The organism is Desulforhopalus sp., from assembly GCA_030247675.1.
Taxonomy (GTDB): Bacteria; Desulfobacterota; Desulfobulbia; order Desulfobulbales; family Desulfocapsaceae; genus Desulforhopalus_A.
Genome location: JAOTRX010000006.1, coordinates 247,577 through 267,340, shown reverse-complemented (window position 1 = coordinate 267,340; position 19,764 = coordinate 247,577). Strand labels below are relative to the sequence as shown.

The following is a 19,764-nucleotide window of genomic DNA, read 5'->3' as shown; positions in this document are numbered from 1 at the left end:
GTTTCTGGATGTCGTTTACGACACGAAATGGCGCTACGGATCCCGCAAAAAGCTTGGGGAATCTCGACAAACACCAGGTCAATATGCTTCAAACCAAGTTTTCAGGAGGAATATCGGGGGGGCCGCCGAATCCGGCGAGCAGACTGATCCATTCTTCCGAGATCAGTGTCCATATCACCTGGGTAAACCCATACTCCAGTTGGGCGGCGACATGGCTCGGTTCATCGAGCAGGTGACAGTGATTCCCGCCGGAATGTCCGGGCGGCGCATGCTCTGCGGCATCCTCTTCTTGTGCATGTTGCAGGCAGACGGAAAAGGGGTGATCATCGACGCCGGCGGCGGCAAACTCCGCGAAAACCGCCAGCCCATAGAAGGGTATTGCGGCCCTTGCCATAAGCAGCAGCAGAGTAAAGATTCGTATCCGTCGAAAAATGCAAAGCATCACAGGCCACCGGCTGGAAGAAGAAGTGTAGCGTATGAAGGAGGTATAGCACCGCCGGCCGGACTATCCCTTGACGCAAGTCAATTCTCCAGAAAAACATAACAAAAGGACTCACCCCACCTCGTCCACCGATACCTGAGGTCCCCTCGCCGGCAAGTTTTGGGCTTGACACGGTCATGCTTCCTTATATATTGCTAATTTCCTGCAAATGCTGATCAAGGAAAAGGCCCATCCCGGCAGAGGCGCAGCTGCTTCACCTCTTAGGCCGATCCCCAGGCAATCTCCGCAATCTCTATCCGGGTTATCGCCGATGTTTTCAACCTCCACCAACAATACAATACCCTCCCCGAGCCACCTATGAACGACCTGACCATTGTCATCCCCGCCTATAACGAAGAACAGGCCCTGTCATTTTTCCTACCGGAGCTTCTCCAGTACTGCCGGACCACTGGCTGCAAACTGATCATTGTCAACGACGGCTCAAAGGACGGCTCCAAGGAGATGCTCAATCGGCACGCCGACCCGAGCTTTTTCACCCCCATCCACCACAAGGTCAACCGGGGATACGGCGGGGCGATCAAAACCGGCATCAAGGCCACCAAGACCGAATATGTCATAACCATTGACGCCGACGGCCAGCACCGCCTCGAAGACGTTACCGCCCTGTATAAGGTCCTTCGGGAGAAGGATGCCGATATGGTGATCGGTAGCCGGACAAAGAACAAAGAAAGCCTGTACCGCAAGACCGGCAAGGCGCTGATCCGCTTTATCGCCGGCCTGCTCATGCCTATCAAGATCCACGACCTGAATTCGGGCATGAAGATCTATCATACCGATTTCGCCAGGCGCTATATGCAGCTCTGCCCGAACGACATGGCCTTCAGCGACATCATCACCCTGATCTTTATCAACCAGCGTCACCTGGTGCTCGAACACCCGATCACCGTCGAGCCGCGCACCACCGGCAAGTCGACGATCAATATTAAGACCGCCTTCGACACGGTCCTGGAACTCTTTCACGTGGCCACGATGTTCAGCCCGATGCGCATTTTCATCCCACCGGCAATGTTTTTCTTTCTGTTCAGCGCCCTTTGGGGCCTGCCTATTCTATTGCGCGGCGAGGGGGTGTCGGTCGGGACCCTGTTTCTCTTTGTTACCGGTTTGATCGTTTTCTTTCTCGGGCTTCTTGCCGAACAACTCGCCCTGATCAGAAAAAACCTCAGCGTCCTGCTGGCTAAGCCGCCGGAAGATGACTGACATACTCGCCGTATGCCTGGAAGGGAAAGAATTGCTGTAGGACGTTCAGGCGACTGAGCACTTTCGCCCGCCCGATATACATGAGCATATTGAGATGCCTCTTGTCACCGAGATCCGGGTGCATGAAGCGTTCCTGCTCTGTATCGATATCATAGGGATGGAAATAGGTGACTACCGGCAGGCCCTGACCTATGCTTCTGGAGATCGCCCAGCGCGTCAGGAAAAAGGGCAGGACCCGAAAATACACCCCGCCGGCGATGGGCAGCGGCATGCCGGGAATGGTGTGCAGGGTCACCGGCAGTTCCCACAGGCCGCCCGCCACCTTTCTGGCATCTTTGCCGAATTCCGGCCATCCGTAGAGTGGATTTGCCGCCGGCAGCACTGAGCTTGAATAAGTGAATCCCAGGTCGGCCAAAACCTCATGGGCCCAGGCGGTACGTGCGGTCAGCGAAAAGGTCGGGGCGCGGAAACCGACAACGTCCCTTGCCCCGGCTGCCTGCAGGGCTGCGAGATTGCTCTCCATGTCGGCGCGAAACTGCTGCGCCGTCATCTTGTCGAGCTGCAGGTGGACATCGCCGTGGCAGGCCAGTTCATGGCCTGCTGCAACAATCTCGCCGATAAGCGCCGGGTAGCGCCGGGCCACCTCGCCGACGGTAAAAAAGGTCGCCTTTGTCCCCCACCGCTTGAAATGCGCCAGGTATCTCCGGGTGTTTTCCACCACCCCGTCCCGGTAGCGACGGCCGTCCTTGACCCAGGCCCGGACATCCTCCAGATCAACGCTGAGCAGTAATGAACTCACAACACCCTCCTTCTCGTATTTCCTGGAAAACAATACTTCGGCAGCGGCCCTAGACCACAAAACATTCCCGGCAAATCAGGTGCTGCAGACCAAGGGCCCAAAGGCATCGCCGTCTGCCGCCCGGCAACCGGCCAAGCGGTGAAAGCCCGTCCGGGCCTCGGCGGAACCGATGATCGCCACCAGATCGCCCTCCTGAAAGCGGAAGCCGGGATCAGGGTTCGGCTGCAGCTGCTCGGCCCGGATAATCCCGACCACCGAGGCCCCGGTCAGCTTGCGGATCCCCGCCTCACCGATACTCTTGCCGATCAGGTTATTGCCGGCCTCCAGCTGCACCCACTGCAAATCAAAGTGCTGCTCGGCCGCCCGCATCTGCCCGAGGGTCCGGTAGTTCTCGGTCTCCGCCACCGCCGGTGCCAGCAGCTGCTGGCGCATTTCCTCGGTTTGCCTCTGGATCTCCGGCGCCGGGATGCGCAGATGGAGCAGGGCCTGCCTGGTTATCTCCAGGCCCGCTTCAAACTCCGGATAGACCAGATCGCTGACCCCCAACTCCTTGAAGACGTCAAAAAACGCCGGGTCGGCCATCCGCGCCACCACCCTGATCCGCTTGTTCACCTCGCGGGCATGACGGATGATCGCCTGAGCGACAACAATGCCCGGCGTCGTCACCACCAGGAGCGAGGCCCTGTCGACGGCCAGGGCCTCCTGCACCACCTCATGGCTGCCGTCGCCGTAGACCACCGGATAACCCGCGGCCCTGGCCTCTTCAACCCGGTTTTGATCGATTTCCACCAAAACAAACGGGGTGCCGAGCCGGTCCAGGACCGAGGCAACCTGAAAACCGACACGGCCGCAACCGGCGATGACCACATGATCGCGCAGGGCCTCCTCGGGAAAGTTGATCGACTCCAGGGGTTCATGGCGAAACCAGCGCTTTTTCAGGGCGTAGAGGCGGGAGGTCTGGGCGGAAATTAAGGGGGTGAGGACCATGGATAACACCGCGGTCGTCAGCACCAAATTGGAGAAGTCCTTGCTGATCGAGTCGCTGCTGACCCCAACTCTTGCGAGAACGAAGGAAAATTCGCCGATCTGAAAGAGGCCGAGACCCACCGCCAGGGGGACGACATTGCCATAGCGAAAGATTGCCGCAAGCGTCGCGAAGATGATCCCCTTGCCGAGGCTGACCAAGGTCAGCACCAGCAATACCTGGCCCCAATTCTCCAGCAGGTAGGAGGGATCGAGAAGCATACCCACCGAGGCGAAGAACAGCAGGCCAAACAGGTCACGCAGGGGAATGATGTCGCTCAGGGCCTGGTGGCCATAGTCGGATTCGCTGAGAACCATGCCGGCGATAAAGGCCCCGAGGGCAAAGCTCAGGCCGATCAGATAGGTAATATAGCCGACGCCAAGGCCGATGGCGGTGATCGCCAGCAGGAACAGCTCGCGGGAACCGAGCCTGGCAATATGCCGCAACAGGATCGGTAGCAGTTTATTGCCGAAAAGGAGCATGGTCGCAAGAAAGACCGCCGCCTTCACCCCGGCAAAGCCAAGGGTGCCGAGCCCCGCAGCCGGATCACCGAGTTGCGGCAGGATGATCATCATCGGCACCACCGCCAGGTCCTGGACAATGAGCATACCGATCATCACCTTGCTCGACAGGGTGCCCAGCCAGCCCTGGTTCATCAGGGTTTTCAGGATGACCATGGTCGACGACAGGCTGATCAGGGCCCCGAACCACAGGGAGGTCCGCCAATCCCAACCCAATACTCCACCGATTGCCAGGCCAAGGCCGATGGTCAAGGCTATCTGCAGAGGGGTGCCGAGCAGGGCGATGTATTTGACCGGCTTCAGGTCTTTCAGTGAGAACTCCAGACCGAGGGCAAAAAGGAGCAGGGCGACGCCGATCTCGGCGAGCAGCTCGATATGATGGACATCGGTGACCGCCAAGCCACCGGTATACGGCCCAAGGATAACACCGGCAAGGAGATAGCCGAGGATCAACGGCTGACGTAGCCGCTGCATCAGCAGTCCGCAGAAAAAAGCGGTGACAACGAGGATAATGATGTCGGCGGCGATGCCCATTGTACAATCCCCAGCCTGCCCGGTGACAGAAGCATGCGTTGTTGCGGCCCCCTGCCAGAAAGGGAGAGGCTGCCGGCAAAATTATTGCGGGTTTGATGCGGGAAGATCATCCCCGCCGGTCATTGATAAAACACGGTCATCGTACCTTGTTCACTTTTCTTCGACAATAATTTTCGAGACCACTGCATGGCCGGCCCTTTCCATAAAATTCTGCATTTTTTGCAAGCGATACGGCCTGCCGCCATCCAGTATTTTGGGAACAGGTGGGATTTAATGGTAGTCTACACTATCATATAGCATCAAATATACTCCCATTGATAGATGGCATGCAGGAATTACCGTAATGGCCAAGAGGGCATCAATTGGATGATTGATATTCCGCTACGTAAATTCGACGGCAGGGAGAAAGGGCATGGAAAAGATACAGGCAACTTCAAGATTATCGCTGCTCTTCAGCATTTCCTGGGAAAGTGACGGCACCCGGCACAGCGAACGGTTTTTTGCCGAGAAGGTCAGCATGTGGCGTGATCTTTTCCCCGGATCGATGCACGCAGAGCTTCTGGGCAAGCAGGTGGGGGATACAGTGCAGGTGAAAGTTCTACCGGCTGACTTTATTGCCCCCTTCTCGGCAAGATTGCTTCGTACCGTCAGGCGCAAACAATTTGCCCTGCCCCGGGGCATCCAACCCCTTCTCGGCCGGTTCTATCCGCAGTATTCCCTCCAGGATGTCCCCGGAGTTTTTCCAACATCCATCGCTCCATGCCGATTTGTTGAGGAGCACGGTGACAATCTGGTCGTTGATCTCAACCATCCCCTGGCCGGGAAGGAGTTGACGATAAGCGCCACAATCCTGCGCATTGAACAGCCGCAGGTCGAACGGGGTGGCCGGTGCGAGGCCTGGCTGGAGACGATCAGCGCCGGAGGACCGGGCATGCAGAAGCGGCTGCCGGGAAAGGTTCTCACCTTCACGGAAGGCGCCTTCGCCAGAGAAAATGAACGGCCGGACAGCCTGTTTTATCAAAGCCCGCGACTGCTCCAGCATCTCGACAGCACCGCCCGCCGGATCATCGGTGAGGAATATGCCAAGGCCCTGCCAATGTCAGGCGATATCCTCGACCTTATGGGCAGCTGGGATTCGCACCTGCCCGGCGATTTCCCGATCGGTTCGCTTACCGTTCTCGGGATGAACCAGGAAGAGCTGGATAAAAATGCCAGGGCCACCGCCACCGTCGTGCACGACCTCAATGCCGATCCGCGACTGCCCTTTGCCGATGGCTCCTTTGGCGGGATACTCAACACCGCCTCTATCGAATACGCCACCGACCCTCAGCAGCTCTGCCGCGAGATCAGTCGCATCCTCCGCCCGGGTGGGACCGTCGCCATCGCCTTCTCCAACCGCTGGTTCCCCACCAAGGCCATCGCCCTTTGGTCACAGCTCCACGAGTTCGAGCGGCTGGGCCTGGTTGTCGATCTGCTTGACGCAGCCGGAGACTTCCAGAACTTCACCACCCTTTCGGTGCGCGGCTACCCGCGGCCGGACGATGACACCCATGATTTAGCATTGTCAGATCCCGTTTATATGGTAACCGCAAAGAAGAAAACAGACCACCATTGAGGAAACAGCGGCATTGAAACCAGTAAGGGGCTGCCCATGAGCAGCCCCTTACTGGTTTACCTGTTACGCTCCCTTCAGAACATCACACCTTGATCAACTGCACCATGGTGTCATAAAACGACACGCTGCCACCCACCTTGTCGATCATGCAGGTGTTCTTCAGGTTGGGGTCGATCCACATCGCCGCATTGGCGTGAACACCGGCGGCCCGGCGAACATCCGCCGGAACTACCTTGCCGTCGATGGTGACATCTTCCGCCCCGGCACTCCAGTGGCCATGGCCGAGGGTGAAGGTGACCACACCCGGCTTGATGGTCTCGGTGACCTGGACCTTGCCAATCATCGGTTTTTTTCTGCCCTTTTTCAGGTCCCAGACCCCGTCAACATTGGTGGCTGATATCACCTTCACCCGGTCACCGGTCTTCACCCCGATCTTTTTGGCATCGCTGGTGTGGATGATGATGCCGTTTTCCGGCAATAGGTCGGTCAGGTAGGGCATGGTAATGGTCCGCGACTTGGTATGCAGGACATCGCGCTGGGTGATGAGCTGGAGCGGATAACCCTTGGCCAGTTCCTTGGTGTCCTTGCCCATGGTGTCGGCGATCGGCACGTAGCGGGCAAGACCATGGAAGGACTTGCCGGTGAAGGCGTCCTTGCAGCCGGCGGTCTTCTCCTGATAGAGATTGATCAGCTTGCCGTACTTATTGGCAACCTGGGCGTCTTTGTAACTGGACGCCTGGCTGGCAAAGCGGCCGCCGCGGTTGAGGACGGCGACTACCTTCGGCCAGGCGGCGCCGGTAATCGCCTGCCAGCGCTCGATGTCGAAAACCGTCTTCGGCAGATGACGCCGGGACTGTTTGAACAGCTCGATCTCCGCCGGTGTCGCGTCGGCCACCGGATCCTTGCCGTCAAGAGCGATATTGGCGACCATGCGGATATAGAAATCATCCGGCCGGGTGAAATCCTGGCCCGGCCCAAAACCATCCTTGCCAAAACCCTTCATCTCCAGTTTTTCGGCCAGCGCCAGCCAGAAGGTCTCATAGCTGATCGGTTGCTCGACGCCGAAGACCTTGACGATTTCGTTTGGCGAAGCGATAACCGGCTGCCGAACCGGCTGGATCTTGACCGGCATGTTCGGGTGCGATCCCTGGAACTCCCAGCGCTCCAGATAGTGGAGATCGGGGATGATGTAATCGGCGTACATCGAGGTCGGGCCAATGAGGATGTCGCTGGCTATATACAGCGGCAACTTGTCGAGATCGAGCAGCGAGGCGATCTGGGTCTGGCCGGCGGGCAGCGAGTAGGTCGGTGCCCCCATGTACGAGAATACCACTTTGGCCGGGTAGGGATAGGCGTCGGCGATGGACGGCAGGATTTCCTCGTAGACATCGGAAGACAGAGGCCACCAGTTGCGTTTGGCCGGATAGGACTCTTTACCGGTGAACAGTGTCGATTCCTCATACTTCATGCCATGGCGAATGACCGAGGTACCGAAGATCTTCACGCCCTTCGGACCGATGTTCTTAAAGTTAAAGGGCTGCTTGTCGGTGCTCTTGCTGGTGCCGTCGATATTGAAGGTGGAGGCGGCAATCATCCCGCCCTTCCAGTCGAAATTGCCGATCAACAGGTTGAGGTTCATGCACGAGGCGATATTGTAGAAACCGTTGGTATGCTGGGCGGCGCCGCGATGGATATCGACACAGGCCTTCTTGCCATAGCTGGTGAACTCCTTCGCCACCGCCTCGATTGTCCCAGCTTCAATACCGCAAAGGGCCGCGTATTCGGCGATGGTCTTTTCCCGGCTGGCCTCAAGCATGATCTGCAGACTGCTCTTTACCTTAAATTCCTTGCCCTGGGCATCAGTGAGGACGGCATCAACAAACAGGGCGCCGTTCACCGCTTCTTTATCATCGTTTGGATCAAAGGCCACCGGTTTGCCGTCTTCTTTCATCGCCACCAGGTATTCAAAATCATATTCCTTGTCGGAGGCATCCTTGCGTTTTTCGGCCGCCTTCAGACCGATTTCATTGGCCCGCAGGAATTTCCCCGGCTTGCCGTCCTTATCAATTTTTACCAGCCAGGGCCCGTTGCTCCAGCTCAGCTCCTTGGCAGCCGTTGCCGCCGCCTTGTTGCAGCAGGAAAGGAATTTGCCGTCGAATTTGTTGTTTTCAAGGATCCACCGAGTCATGCCCATGGCAAAGGCGGCGTCGGTTCCCGGGTTGATCGGTACCCAGCGCTGGGCTTTGGAGGCGAGCTTGGTGCAGCGGGGATCGAGCACCGTCATCTTCAGCTTGCCGTCGGCGATACGTTGGGTCATGCGCATGGTGCGGTTGGTCGGACCGTAGTTGCCGTCAAAGAGGTTGGCGCCGACAAAGAGGATATAATCGCTGTTTTCCTGGTCGGCCTGCCAGTAAAACTTCTGGCCGTCCTTGAAGGTATTGCCGACATACTGTTCGCTCATCGCCTTACAGGCAAAATACAGTGAACCCTGGCAGACCGTGGTATGGCCGTGGGTATTGGCGGTACCGTAACTGCCGGTAAAGGCCGCGGCGAAATTGGAGCGGCCACCCTTTTTACGGCCCCAGAAATAGACGAACTGATTGTTCTTCGGCCCAAAATCCGGATGATCGGGATCGATCAGTGCCGACAGGTTGGCCGCATGCTTCTTTTTGAATTCTTCAATCGCCTGGGCCCGCTCCTCCGGTTTTTTCTTGCCGAGAGCAGCGGCGTCTTTTCCCATTTCCTCGAAGGCCTTTTTGTCTTTGAGGGCGTAGAGTTCCTTCAGGCCGGCGATTTTGCGGTTCTCCTCACCGGGAACATACTTGAACAAATTGCCACCGGCAACGATCTCGTCGATGGCCTGGGCGAAGGGAATACTCTGCCAATTGTTCTCCCCCCTCTTGCCGGCGCGCTTTAAAACCCTGGTAATCCGGTAGGGATCATAGGCCCCCTGGTGACTCGCCTGACCCTTCGGGCAGAGACCGCCGTCAACCTTTACAGCCGCCTGCGGATCGGTCTTCATTTCCATATGGGGATGGAGATTGAAGGGATTGTAAGGATTGCCGTCGATCTTCACCGCCACCCCATCAAGGATCTTCACCTTGATGCCGCAACCGGTATTACAGTTGAGGCAAACGGAATATAAAGTATTCTCCGCCTTCATCAGCTCATAGGCCTCGAATTCGCTGATCTCCCCGGCCTCGACCCGGGCAATCAGGCCGCGGGCAAAGTCAAACTGCGAAGCGACCAGGGCAGTACATCCGGCTATGGCCGTGGTTTTCAGGAAATCGCGGCGAGATACGCCAGTGCTGGTATTATTTGTCATAAAGCACCTCCAACTGTACACCTGCGACATAAGAAACACGCGGCGCTGTCCGCTCTTCGGGTTTGAGAATCTGTAGGGCATTGGCCTTTTTCACTTTGGCAATGAGGCTCTCGGGGTCGTTCTCATCGCCGAAATAGCCGGCCCGGCCGATACAGGTGGTGATGCACACCGGCAATTGTCCCGCCGCCAGACGATGCACACAGAAATGGCATTTGCGGGCTTTTTCAACCGGTAGCCCCTTCTTGCTGCGCGACCGTTTCTTACCGTATTCAAAGGACGGCATGATCTCGTAACGCTGCAGAGCAGGCATCCCTGTTGAATGGAAACCGCCGTCGTCGAGGGTGCGGGCATGATAGGGGCAGGCCTCGACACAGGCGCCGCAGCCAATGCACTTCTCGTAGTTGATCATGACGATCCCGGCGCCGATTCCCTCCGTCTCCTTCCAGGTAGCGCCATTCTTGCCGGGCTCGGGACAGGCATCAACACAGGGCGGCTGGTCGCACTGCATGCACGGCCTGGGGAGGAAGGTCCGGGCAACCTTGGGATAGGTCCCCTGTTCGTATTCATAAACCGGCCGGTAATGGAGTTTAGGTGGCAGCTTGTTTTCCGACACGCAGCCGACGGTGCAGGCGTGACAGCCGACACATTTGCGCAGGTCGATGAGCATCGCCCAGCGCCGGTCTCCCGCCGTCTTTTTCATCGCCCGTTCAAGGTCACTCTGCATGACCATGAGAATGTCTTCCTGGCTCATTGATTTTCCTCCTGTTTCGCTGGTTGAGAGATTGTTGCAACGTTCATTTGAGGGATCGTCCGGTAAAGCGCTCTTGAAACCGCCAAGGGAGGCTATCCCTCCTCCGCCTTTGTTCAGCCTTATAGCCTGTGAATAGCATTTTCTATGCCATGGCCATTTCGCTATGGGTTGTTACGAAAACGAAACGAATAATTCTCAAACGCTGAATATTTTTTTGTATATCAATGCGTTAGAAAATTATGTGCAGCAACTGCGAGAACCGCAAAAAAAATGTGCCGAAGATACCGAATAGAATCGTGTAAATTGAGGGAGTTATCACTAAGACCAGTGGTAATGGCTGTTACCTGGAGGTAACGGCAGGCGGACAACTCTTTAAAAAGGATAGGCGAAAACCCTCTTACAGGTCAAGATGATGAAGGTTTATTTTTTCCCACAAGGTCTTTCTGCTGACTCCAAGGATCTCAGCCGCCCTTGAGCGATTGCCTTTGGTGAGCTGCAAAACCTTGATGATATGGTCTTTTTCGGCATCGGCGACAATTCCCTGCAGGGACGTCAGAGGTGTTTTTTTCTGGCGGGGCCCTATAATATGGGCCGGCAGGTCTTCCGGCCTGATGATTGTATCGTTTGCCAGGGCGATGGAGCGTTCGACGATATTGAGCAGCTCGCGGACATTACCGGGAAAGGCGTAGTTCATCAGGACCTCGACCGCCTCCGGGGCAAAACTGTTGCTGGTTCCCAGCTGGTCATTAAAGCGCCTGGTAAAGGCGTACACCAGCAGGGGGATATCGTCTTTTCGGGCGCGCAGCGGCGGCAGAACCACCGGGATGACATTGAGGCGATAGTACAGGTCCTCACGAAATCTGCCTGCCTTGACCTCCCCCACCAGATCTTTATTGGTGGCGGCAATGATCCGCACATCAACCTTCACCGAACCGGTCGAGCCAAGACGCTCGAAGGTCCGCTCTTCCAGGACCCGGAGAATTTTGGTCTGGGTGAGAAGAGGCAGATCACCGATTTCATCAAGAAAGATGGTGCCGCCATCGGCCAGGTCAAAGCGCCCCGGTTTCCTGGTACTCGCCCCGGTAAAGGCGCCCTTTTCGTAACCGAACAACTCACTCTCGATGAGCTCGGGAGGAAGAGCGGCGCAGTTGACGCGGATGATCGGCTTGTCCTTCCTGGCACTCTGATAGTGGATGGTCGAGGCGATCAGCTCCTTGCCGGTGCCCGATTCGCCGAGGATGAGCACCGTCGAGGCGGTCCTGCTCACCTTGCCGAGGAGGACAAAGACCGCCTGCATCGCCTTGCTTTCGCCGATGATATTGGGAACACCGTAATAGCTGCTTAACTCCTTTTTCAGCCGGATGTTTTCCTCGGTGATATGCTGCACCTCCAGGGCTTTGGCAACGGTGACCAGCATCTCGTCGAGATCAAACGGCTTGGTGATGTAATCAAAGGCGCCGGAGCGAATGGCCGACACTGCGTCCTTGATGCTGCCGTAGGCGGTCATCATGATCACCGGGGTAAGTGGCGACTCGACCAGGCTCTTTCTGAGAATATCGACGCCGCTTGCCCCGGGCAGACGGATGTCGGTTATCACCAGGGAGAAATCACCCTCACCAAGAGCCGCCAGGGCCTCATCGCCATCGACCACCGGCAGTACCGTGTAGCCCTCGGCTTTTAAGGCGTCGGTCAGGGATATCCGCAGGATCTTTTCGTCCTCAACCAGCAGAATGCTCTTGCTCATGTTCCCTCCGGAATAATGATCGACACCTTGGTGCCGACCCCTTCGCGGCTTTCCAGGGCAATATGGCCGCGGTATTTCTTCACCAGTTCGTAGGTCATCCACATTCCAAGACCGGTGCCCTCACCGGCCTTTTTGGTCGAGTAAAAGAGATCGAAGACCTGATCCAGCTTGTCCTGGGGGATTCCCGTTCCGCTATCGGTAACGCTGATTTCCACCTGACCCTCGCCGCCTGCGGCCCGGACCTGCAGGCTGCCTCCCTCCTCCATTGCCTGGATGGAGTTGATCATGGTGTTGAGAAACATCTCCTCCAGGTCATGGGGGGCAACTGCAATAAAGAGTCCCGGCGATACCTCCTGCAGGTAGGAAATCTCTTGCTTTTTCATGCGATAATCGAGAAATTTCAAGACCCGGGCGAGCACCGTCGCCACCTCCGCGCGTTTTTCCTCGCCGTCGCGCCGGCCGGCCGTATACAACAACTGGCTGACGGTTTTCTCGATACTCTCCAGACCTTCAAGGACCAACTCCAGATAATTGCTGCGAAAGGCCGGATCGTCCCCCTGTTTCTGCAGGAGGCGGACACAGTTAAACAGGCCGCCCAGGGGGTTGTTGATCCGGTGGGCAACGCTTGAGGCAAGGACACCGAGGGTGGCGAGCTTTTCCGATTGCAGGAGCTTTTCATGGGCGAGCTTCATCTCCTCATTGGCCCGGCGGATTCTCCGCACCATGTCGTTATAGCTCTCGGCAAGACTCGACAGTTCATCGCTGCCGGCAACCGGCATGGTCTTCTCGCGCATCTCAACCTCGACCTCGCCCATGGCCAGGGAAAGATCAATGATCGGCTTGATAAAGCGGCGGCTGAGGAAATAGATGACAATAAAGAGGAAACCAAGGGAAAGCAGGGAAAGACCGATAATCTGTGCGATCATCGCCCGTATCTCCAATTCGACCCCCTGCAACGACAGGGCGAAAAGCAGGACGCCCCAGTGTTTGCCTTCGATGGCCAGCGGCGCGGCGAACTCCATTTCCTCTCCTACGGCCGATCCGCCGGAGGTTCTTTGCATCTTGATGCTGCCTGACTTGCGGGCCTCTTCGATCAGCGGGCTGCTGTAGCGTTTACCGAATTCGCCAAAGTTGCTGTGCGAGATGACCTGCAGCGAGGTGTCAAGAACGGCGACGTATTTCAGGTCGAGCTCGCGGCGCTGATACAATTCGCGGACATAATTGTCGATCAGGCCACCCTCCTCGACCAGGCCGAGCTTTTCATAGATGAGCTCGTTGATGATCAGGGCGCTGACCGTCTGGGCCAGCATAAGGCCCTGTTTTTCACTGGCCTGGAGAAGGGCGGAACGGGTCTTGGCGGCGGCAAGGATGCTGATGACGGCGGTCAGCAAGAAGACCGCGAGAAAGGCGATAATAATGAATTTTTTCTGTAGCGACAGCTTCACCCTCTCTCCCTCAGCTTAAAACGAAATCTTCGGATGACAAGCCTTGCCGCAGGTTGCCGGTACCTCATTGATCATTCGCCGGATCTCGGCGTAGTCGGCATCGGAGGCGGCAACAAAACCGCCCTGCAGATCGGGATCGAGCTTTGCCAGTACCTTCCGGCCCTCTTCATGCTCGGAAAGGGCAAGGAGGGCCTGCTGAACCTTCTTCACCAAAAGGTAGGGGGCCTTCGGCGACACGGCCACCGGGCCGGTGGGTATCGGGTCGGAGGTGGCGATGATCTTCAAGCCGTGCGGCAGATACCGTTCAGCGGTGGACAGGCTGATCGCCCCGGCGTCGAATTCCTTGCTGATGATCTTTTTGGCCACCGTGTCGTTATAGCCGTAATTACGATATTCGCGGAGATTTTCAAGATGGATGCCCGCCCAGGCGAGCATATACCGGGGAATGAGATTAGCCGAGGTCGACCACAGCGCTCCGAAGGCGAATTTCTTGTCCACCAGCTGGGAGATTTCCTCAATGCCACCACCTGCGTCAACGACAATAACGGTGCGGAAAAAAGTCTCGCCCCTGGAGGTCTTTGCCCTGGCGATGGGCGGTGCGGCAAAGCGTTTATAGGCATCAAGGTAGGTCAGAGGGCCGAGCAAGGCAAAGGCTATCCTGCCTTCACCGAGGCTGGCGACAACATCCTGGTAATTTTTTTCCAGGCGCAGTTCGAATTTTTGCCCGGTGCTTTTACTGAGATAATCAACCAGGGGTTGATACTGGCCGTAGGTGGTCACCGGATTATCCCGGGGCAGCACTCCAAAGGAGATCGTTCCGTCATCACCGCGGGAAGACCCCGTTGCCGGAGTCCCTTCGGTTGCAAGGGCAATAGTATTGTTATCAAGAAAGGTGGCCATTGCCCGAATCGGATCGTAATTGCTGTCCGGAACCTCGACAAACCGCTCAATGCGCATTTGTTCGAGGATCGCCTTGCCGAGAGGATCCCCATGCATGGCGAGAAAGATCTCCCGCAGGGCCACCTTCATCTTTGGTTCAATGCCCGGCGGCACAACAACCGGCGGAATACCGAAGGGCGGCGAACGGTGAATGACCTTGGTCTGGGCCGCATAGGGCGAGTCGGTGGCCACCATGAAATCATAGACGATGGAGTCGACGGCGGCCCCATCGACCCGGCTCTTGGCCACCATTTCAACCGATTTATTATGGCTGTAGCTATACAGGAAAGAGTTAAAAAAACCCTCCAGCGATTCCTGGCGCTTGGCCAGCAGGTAGGCCGGATACAATCTGCCGGTATTCGACTTTGGATCGACAAAGACAAAGGATTTGCCGCGCAACTGCTCCACGGTCTCGGTTCGGCTGTCCTTATGAACAATGATGTTGGAATGGTAGAATGTCGAACCGCCGACCTGCGGCGCCACCAGCAGCTCGGCGCCAAACTTATTCTGATCAAGGACATAGGGGGAAGAGCAGATAAAGGCAAGGTCGAGTTTGCCTTCTTCGAGCATGACGTCAATCTCGTCGTAGGTGGTGCGGTGGATCATTTCCGCGGGCATCCCGAGTTTTTGCCCAAGATAGTCCACTACCTGCTGGTAGTATTTCACCGCACTGACCGGGGTAATCATGCTGGCGACCCCGGCCCGCAAGGTTTGTCCGGCCAAGGCGGGGCCATCGCTCATCAACAGTAACAGGATCACCCAAGCAACAGCCCTGCACAGTGCCATGCTTACCTCCTCCAAAATTGATAGAAAGATACCCATACCTCTGGCATTGCAAGTATTGAACCATGTCCGTTACACCGGCAATTATACCGAGAATAATCGGACATCCCCAAAACAATGTTACGCGAAAGTAACACCAGCCGCCACGTGTTTGCTGATTAAATCGTTGATGACGGCCAATGACAGCTCCCGCCAAGCCAATCATCTGCTCTGACAGGATTCTTCACCGATTTATATTTCGCTTCGTCATTGACCGTTCTCTTGGTATACTCCCCGGCATGCTGGTGAAGGAGCTATTGGCACCGTGCCGGTGCAACCGAAAGGACCCTGCACCCATGAGCAGGGCGACATTTTCAATCCAACTTATAACGGAGGAAAAACATGTTTCAGACAATGACAAAGGCATTGGGGATCTTGACGATTTCAACGGCTCTTTTAGCCACCCCGGTGTTTGCCGAACCGATCTCCATCAAGTTCAGCCATGTTGTAGCGGTTGACACCCCGAAGGGCCAGGCGGCCGAGTTCTTCAAGAAACGGGCGGAAGAGCTGACCCAGGGCAAGGTAAAGATCGAGGTCTATCCGAACAGCCAACTCTATAAGGATAAGGAAGAAATGGAGGCGCTGCAGCTCGGTGCCGTGCAGATGCTCGCCCCGTCGCTTGCCAAGTTCGGCCCTCTGGGCGCCAAGGAGTTCGAGGTCTTCGACCTGCCCTTTATTTTCAATAACTACGACGATCTGCATAAAATCACCAAGGGCCCGGTTGGCCAGAGCCTTCTCGCCAAACTCGAACCCAAAGGGATAAAAGGTCTTGCTTACTGGGACAACGGCTTCAAGTCGTTTTCCGCCAATACCCCGATCAAAACCCCGGAAGATCTGAAAGGCAAAAAACTGCGCATCCAATCGTCCAAGGTCCTTGAGGCCCAGATGCAGGCCATCAAGTCCATTCCCCAGGTAATGCCGTTCTCCGAGGTATATCAAGCCCTGCAGACCGGCGTTGTCGACGGTACCGAGAACCCGATCTCCAATTTCTACACCCAGAAGATGCATGAGGTACAAAAGTTCCTGACCATTACCGACCACGGCTACCTGGGCTATGCGGTCATCGTCAACAAGAAATTCTGGGAAGAGCTGCCGGCCGATGTCCGTGGCCAGCTGGAAACCGCCATGAAGGAATCCACCGACTACGCCAACAACATCGCCAAGGCGAAAAATGATGAGGATCTGGCAGCGGTCAAGGCCTCCGGCAAGACCGAGGTCACTGTCCTGAACGATGCCCAGCGCGCCGCCTTCAAAGCGGCCATGGTATCGGTACACGACAAGATGGCCGACCGGATCGGTAAAGAGACCATTGATGCGGTTTACCAGGCGGTCGGTTTCAAGAAATAGTTCTTAAAGCTGGGAAGAATCAGGGGTGGCGGGCCTTTACCTGCCACCCCGTTCTCTTCCGGGGAGGCTACGGCAGTAATGAAAATTCTTAATCATCTTGAGGAAATATTTATTTCCTTCCTTATGGCGGGGGCGGTGGCAATCATCTTTGCGGCGGTCGTCCATCGTTATTTGGCCGGCCTGCCGATTCCTGTCGTGCAGGATGTGCTGCTCGGCATGAATTTTGGCTGGGCCCAGGAACTGTGCATTATCATGTTCGTCTGGATGGCCAAGTTCGGTGCCGCCTACGGCGTGCGCACCGGCATCCATGTCGGGGTTGATGTGCTGATCAATCAGATGCAACCGAAATTGCGCAACAAATTTATCGTCTTCGGCCTGCTGTCCGGCGCCACCTTTACGGCAATCGTCGGCGTTCTCGGCTACCGCTTCATCTGGGAAAACGGCATGCACCATGCGGTGTTCTCCCTGCTTGGCCTGGATACCGGTGTCCTGCCCGAGGGCCCAACCACCCCCGATCTCGAATGGCCTACCTGGCTGGTTTACAGCGCCGTACCCTTCGGCTCCACCCTCATGTGTTTCCGTTTTCTCCAGGTTATGGTCAATTTCCTGAAGACCCATGAGCTCCCCCACCACGATCACAGCCATGTCGACGGTGTCGATGCCGATGCCGTTGAATCACTGACTGAGCGGATTGTGGTACGGGAAGTCCTTAAAGATGATCAGGCCCGCAAGGAGGATAAACAATGAGTTCAATAGTCATCTTTGGAATTCTGCTGGCCCTGATGCTGACCGGCATGCCGATCTCCATCTCCCTTGGTTTGACGGTTCTGACCTTCCTCTTTACCATGACCCAGGTGCCGCTTGAATCGGTGGCCCTGAAGCTCTTTTCCGGGATTGAGAAGTTTGAGATTATGGCCATCCCCTTCTTTATCCTGGCCGGTAACTTTCTCACCCACGGCGGCGTCGCCCGGCGGATGATCAATTTCGCCACCTCCATGGTCGGTCACTGGCATGGCGGCCTGGCCCTTTCCGGCGTTCTTGCCTGCGCCCTCTTTGCCGCCGTATCCGGCTCTTCGCCGGCAACCGTTGTCGCCATCGGCGCCATCCTCATTCCGGGCATGGTCAAGGCCGGGTTCCCGATGAAGTTCGGGGCCGGCGTTATCGCCACCTCGGGGGCGCTGGGGATTCTCATCCCGCCGTCCATCGTCATGGTTATGTACTCCATCGCCACCAACACCTCGGTGGGCGCCCTGTTCATGGCCGGCGTTATTCCGGGTATCGTTATGGCCTCCATGCTCGGCGGCACGACCTGGTACCGGGCCCGCAAATTCAACTACCCCCGGCAGCCCAAGGCATCGTGGGGTGAGCGTTGGCGGACCTTCCGCGAGTCGGTCTGGGGCCTGATGCTGATCATCGTCGTTATGGGTGGTATCTATAGCGGGGTATTCACTCCGACGGAGGCCGCGGCGATGAGTGCCGTGTACTCCTTCTTTGTTGCGGTATTCATCTATAAGGACATGAGCCTGAAAGGTGTGCCGAAGGTCCTCCTTAACTCGGCCAACATGTCGGCGATGCTGCTCTATATCATCACCAACGCTGTCATGTTCTCCTTTATCCTCGCCAACGAGAATATCCCCCAGGAGCTGACCAACTGGCTGCTGGATATGGGCCTTGGCCATATCGCCTTCCTCCTTGCCGTCAACGTCCTCCTGCTTATGGCCGGCAATTTCATGGAGCCGTCGTCGATCATGCTGATCTTCGCCCCCATCGTCTTTCCGGTGGCGGTCAAACTGGGCGTCGACCCGGTGCATCTCGGCATCCTCATGGTCGTCAACATGGAGGTCGGCATGTGTCATCCGCCCGTTGGTTTGAACCTCTATGTCGCCTCGGGGCTCACCAAGATGGGTATTACCGAACTGACCGTCGCCGTCTGGCCGTGGCTCCTGACTATGCTGACTTTCCTCGGCATCGTCACCTACTGGCCGATGTTGTCGATCTGGTTACCCAAGACACTCGGCATGATGTAGCTGCTCGGTTTCTCGTTTCGATGTACTGAACACGTCCACCTGCCTTTCAGATCTCCTGGGCAGGTGGACGTTTTTCGTTCTACTCGTTGGAATCCTCTAGCCCCCCATCCGTGACAAAGCGCTTCCGGCAGGACCGGCAGGGAACATCAGGATCGCCCTGGATCAGGCGATTGCGGAAGTGGCGGTATTCGGCACCTTCCCATATTGCCAGTGGGGCCTTGAGATGGACGTTGCCAAAGATCCGGGATTCCCGACCGGCGGTCGCCGTCGATACATTAAGAAAGACGCAAGGGGCCACCGACCCGTCGGCGGAAACAACTACCGACCGGCTAATATTCTCGCTACAGCCGTTGATGGAAGACTTGGCAACAGGAAACTGATAATGAAAACCCAGACCAAGGCGCTGCGCCTCTTTAGCCGTCGCACCGAGAAGGGCCGCTGTTTTATCGGTTTTTGCCCTGTCTTGAAGGGAAAAGGCCTCGTCCTGAAGCCCTGGTTCGGGGAGATAATCAAGGGTTGAAACCACCGCCTGGCTGACTCCCAGGCGCCGCATAAGTGTTGGCAGTCCGGCCACCGCCTCAGCCTTGGAGGCAAGGAGGAGATAGGCGATATGAATCTCCGGATACGCCGCTTTGCGCCGCTGACGCACCTCCTTGAGGGTTTCAATGCCCTGGCAGACCTTGTCAAAATCGACGCCGTGGCGTGGGGCATTGCTGGCGGCATCGGTGCCCACCAATGAAAACGCCACGATATCCATGCCGCTTGCGACAACCTTCTCTGCCCGGTCCTGGTCCATGCCAAGACCACAGGTGGTGGTGGATACCTTACACCCGGCCGTCCGCGCCATGTCGGCCATGGCGAAAAAATTGCGATTGAGAAAAGGTTCACCCCAGCCCTGGAGGTGCACCCGGACGGAGCGACTCATCAACGGCCAGAGACGGCCAAAGGTATCCATGTCCATGTCGCGCCCCTGCCACCGTGTAAACAGTACGGTGTGCGGGCAATAGCTGCATCGCCCCAGACAACGCGAGCTGACCTCCACCTGCAGGCAATCAAACTGCCGCCTCCCGCCGAATAGCCGATCGCCCATCTTTGCCCAAAACCCGTGCCGTGCGCCGCGCCGCCTGGCAAGCTCAGTAAGGGGAGTTTTCTTTTCCATTTTGATGCTGCCA

General features: G+C 56.8%; 14 protein-coding genes. 5 read left to right on the top strand and 9 right to left on the bottom strand.

The window, feature by feature from the left end:
• Positions 1-88 precede the first annotated feature (88 nt).
• Entirely contained in the window at positions 89-442 is a 354-nt protein-coding gene (locus OEL83_14470; GenBank protein MDK9708245.1) for a hypothetical protein, read from the bottom strand.
• A gap of 357 nt (positions 443-799) precedes the next feature.
• Here OEL83_14470 and OEL83_14465 point away from each other — a divergent pair, with 357 nt between their 5' ends.
• Positions 800-1,699 carry a glycosyltransferase family 2 protein gene (locus tag OEL83_14465; protein MDK9708244.1) on the top strand — a complete coding sequence of 300 codons (900 nt, stop codon included), beginning with the start codon at positions 800-802 and terminating at the stop codon, positions 1,697-1,699.
• Here OEL83_14465 and OEL83_14460 read toward each other — a convergent pair.
• A complete protein-coding gene (locus tag OEL83_14460) occupies positions 1,677-2,498 on the bottom strand; it encodes a polysaccharide deacetylase family protein (protein ID MDK9708243.1) in 822 nt (273 codons plus the stop codon). The genes OEL83_14465 and OEL83_14460 overlap by 23 nt on opposite strands.
• A 75-nt stretch (positions 2,499-2,573) precedes the next feature.
• A complete protein-coding gene (locus tag OEL83_14455; GenBank protein ID MDK9708242.1) occupies positions 2,574-4,577 on the bottom strand; it encodes a cation:proton antiporter in 2,004 nt (667 codons plus the stop codon).
• Positions 4,578-4,989: 412 nt separating this feature from the next.
• Here OEL83_14455 and OEL83_14450 point away from each other — a divergent pair, with 412 nt between their 5' ends.
• The gene (locus OEL83_14450) at positions 4,990-6,192 is read left to right on the top strand and encodes a methyltransferase domain-containing protein (protein MDK9708241.1); all 1,203 of its coding nucleotides are present in this window, start codon (positions 4,990-4,992) and stop codon (positions 6,190-6,192) included.
• A gap of 82 nt (positions 6,193-6,274) precedes the next feature.
• On the opposite strand, the gene OEL83_14445 is transcribed toward OEL83_14450, so the two are convergent.
• The 5 genes from OEL83_14445 to phnD form a co-directional block, all read right to left on the bottom strand.
• Positions 6,275-9,517, bottom strand: a complete 3,243-nt coding sequence (locus OEL83_14445; protein ID MDK9708240.1) for a molybdopterin-dependent oxidoreductase — start codon at positions 9,515-9,517, stop codon at positions 6,275-6,277.
• Positions 9,507-10,268 (bottom strand): 4Fe-4S dicluster domain-containing protein, encoded by a 762-nt coding sequence (locus OEL83_14440; protein ID MDK9708239.1) that lies wholly within the window; start codon positions 10,266-10,268, stop codon positions 9,507-9,509. The genes OEL83_14445 and OEL83_14440 overlap by 11 nt, the downstream gene beginning before the upstream one ends.
• A gap of 397 nt (positions 10,269-10,665) precedes the next feature.
• Complete coding sequence (locus OEL83_14435; GenBank protein ID MDK9708238.1) at positions 10,666-12,012, bottom strand: sigma-54 dependent transcriptional regulator; 1,347 nt, start codon at positions 12,010-12,012, stop codon at positions 10,666-10,668.
• A complete protein-coding gene (locus tag OEL83_14430) occupies positions 12,009-13,457 on the bottom strand; it encodes an ATP-binding protein (GenBank protein MDK9708237.1) in 1,449 nt (482 codons plus the stop codon). The genes OEL83_14435 and OEL83_14430 overlap by 4 nt, the downstream gene beginning before the upstream one ends.
• 15 nt (positions 13,458-13,472) lie before the next feature.
• Positions 13,473-15,182 (bottom strand): phosphate/phosphite/phosphonate ABC transporter substrate-binding protein, encoded by a 1,710-nt coding sequence (gene phnD, locus OEL83_14425; GenBank protein MDK9708236.1) that lies wholly within the window; start codon positions 15,180-15,182, stop codon positions 13,473-13,475.
• Positions 15,183-15,560: 378 nt separating this feature from the next.
• On the opposite strand from phnD, the gene OEL83_14420 reads away from it, so the two are divergent.
• The 3 genes from OEL83_14420 to OEL83_14410 all read left to right on the top strand — a co-directional run bounded on the left by OEL83_14420 (position 15,561) and on the right by OEL83_14410 (position 18,592).
• Entirely contained in the window at positions 15,561-16,565 is a 1,005-nt protein-coding gene (locus OEL83_14420) for a TRAP transporter substrate-binding protein (protein MDK9708235.1), read from the top strand.
• A gap of 78 nt (positions 16,566-16,643) precedes the next feature.
• Positions 16,644-17,312, top strand: coding sequence for a TRAP transporter small permease (locus tag OEL83_14415; protein MDK9708234.1), 669 nt, complete (start codon positions 16,644-16,646; stop codon positions 17,310-17,312).
• The gene (locus OEL83_14410) at positions 17,309-18,592 is read left to right on the top strand and encodes a TRAP transporter large permease subunit (GenBank protein ID MDK9708233.1); all 1,284 of its coding nucleotides are present in this window, start codon (positions 17,309-17,311) and stop codon (positions 18,590-18,592) included. Before OEL83_14415 ends, OEL83_14410 begins: the two co-directional genes overlap by 4 nt.
• A gap of 79 nt (positions 18,593-18,671) precedes the next feature.
• On the opposite strand, the gene OEL83_14405 is transcribed toward OEL83_14410, so the two are convergent.
• On the bottom strand, positions 18,672-19,751 hold the full coding sequence (locus OEL83_14405) for an SPASM domain-containing protein (GenBank protein ID MDK9708232.1): 1,080 nt from the start codon (positions 19,749-19,751) through the stop codon (positions 18,672-18,674).
• Positions 19,752-19,764: the final 13 nt, after the last annotated feature.